The following is a 1913-nucleotide window of genomic DNA, read 5'->3' as shown; positions in this document are numbered from 1 at the left end:
GCGGCTGGCGGGATCGTCCGCAAGGGACGGACGGAAAGCCAAACCTATCAGGCGGCCGGGATCGTCGTGGCGGCGTCCGGCCCCGCCCTCCGCATCCTAATATGAAGCCGTCTCCCGAACGGGCGGGAGCGACGCGGTGCCTCCAGCGGTAGCCGCCCCGGTTGGAGCCGGGGACGATAGAGGCGGGCCGGACGCGTGGCATTCTGCACCGGAGCCATCCCCGCGACGCGCGCAGGGTGACAAGGTACGACAAGCCATCGCGCCGGCCGCCCGAAAGAGGTTCACGGGATTTCCGTGCGTCCGGTGTACGGCGACGTCTTGGAGAGGTTCAATCCGTAGAGTTCATTGAGCGCGGTGCGCCAGCCCTCCAGCGGGGCCCCGTCGGCAAAGGCCTCGCGGATGGCGCCGGCGTCGCGCCATTTGATGAGCATCTTGTCCCAGGCGCGCACGACGTACTGCCGGCGGACGTCCGGATCGGCGGCCGCGCGCACCGAGGGCGGCAGGAAGAAGTCCTGGTGCCGGACCAGATGGCGGCAGATGCGCAGCATGCGCCGGCCCAGGGTCAGGCGCGGGTCCTGGTGCGCGTTGACGCGCCGCTCGAAGTCGGCCTTGAGCTCGGGGTGGCCGTATTGCCCCATCTTGAGGGCGATGTCCATCACGCAGCGTTTCAGCGGCACGCAAGCCTGGCGGCTGCGGCCATGGGTGCGGGCCTCCTGGTCCGGCCCGCCGCTCTGCTTGAGCCGCGCCACGAGCCCGGCATAGGAGACCAGCCGGCCCAGGCCGCGGTCCCGCGCGGGGTCGCCGATCTCGACAAAGAGGGCCGAGGCCAGCGTCAGGGCGATGCCCGGCACGGTGGTCAGCATGGCGCCGGGCGTCGTGGCCAGGCGCCGGGCGATATCCTGCTCCGCCGCGTGGATGCACGCGTCCAGATGCGCATAGACGGACGTTTCGTGGTCCAGATTGGCCTGCAGCGTGTCGCACAGCGCGGCCGGCGGCGGCAGGACCGCGCGGGCCAGCTCCTTCAACTTGCGCGCCTTCTCCGCCGGCTGGCGCACCATGAACCGCTCCAGCCCCGCCGCGAGCGATTCCAGCCTGCGCGCCAGGATCCGGCGCGGGGCCAGGCCGCGGCTCATCACCCACAGCGAGGGCTTCGTGAACGGCGTCAGGCCGCTTTGCTTCTCGTCGAGGAACCCCGGCAGCAACTGGTCGGCCAGGTGATGAAGACGCTGCGCGCTCGCCGAGCGCGCCCGCACCAGCGAGGCGCGGTGGTGCACCAGGTTGCGCAGCACCCGCGCCGGCGAGCACTCCGCCGCGAGCGTCCGGCCCCACTTCTTGTTGATCAGCACCGCCGCGATCCCCAGCAGGTCGAGCTGGTCCGTGCTGGCCACCAGGTTCTGGCGCTCCCGGGCCGCATCCCGGGCGTGGATGCCGATCCCCAGCCAGCCCTTCTGCACCAGGGCATGGGCGAAGTTGAACGTGAAGGACGCGCCGTCCTCCCCGCCGAAGAACACGTGTTCCCGGCGGATGGCGTGCTTCCGGCACAGCCCCGCCACCGCCTTCTCCAGGAAATCCACCCCCGCCGGGTTGTTGTGCAGGGTGAACGGTTTCCGGAGCTGGTGCCCCGCCCCGTTGCACGCCAGCGCCGTATGCTCCCGCTTGGCGTAGTCGATCGGGACGCACAGCACCTTCTCGGGACTGCCCGCCTTTTCGAACAATTCGAGGATTGCGGGATTCGCGCGTTGGAATATACTTTTCATTGGATGATCTCCTCATACTTACTCATGGGGCGGCACCATGCCGACCCCGCCAATGAGCCTAAGGCTCGTGTCATCCCGCGAAAGCGGGAATGGCGAGGAGATCATCCCTTCGTTTTGGATGGAAAACCTCCCGGCGAAGAGGGGGAAGCGGCGCGG

General features: G+C 69.4%; 1 protein-coding gene. It reads right to left on the bottom strand.

Annotation, left to right across the window (positions count from 1 at the left end; genetic code table 11):
- Positions 1–281: 281 nt before the first annotated feature.
- On the bottom strand, positions 282–1757 hold the full coding sequence (locus EOL86_14315; protein NCD26746.1) for an IS110 family transposase: 1476 nt from the start codon (positions 1755–1757) through the stop codon (positions 282–284).
- Positions 1758–1913 lie beyond the last annotated feature (156 nt).

The sequence above is a fragment of the Deltaproteobacteria bacterium genome, assembly GCA_009930495.1.
Lineage (GTDB): Bacteria > Desulfobacterota > Desulfovibrionia > Desulfovibrionales > Desulfomicrobiaceae > Desulfomicrobium.
The sequence above is the reverse complement of the archived record's forward strand: the minus strand, read 5'-3'. Positions and strand labels throughout refer to the sequence as shown.

Coding starts and splice junctions, on each gene's coding strand:
- EOL86_14315 (NCD26746.1), bottom strand. CDS start 1,757: ATGAAAAGTATATTCCAACGCGCGAATCCCGCAATCCTCGAATTGTTC.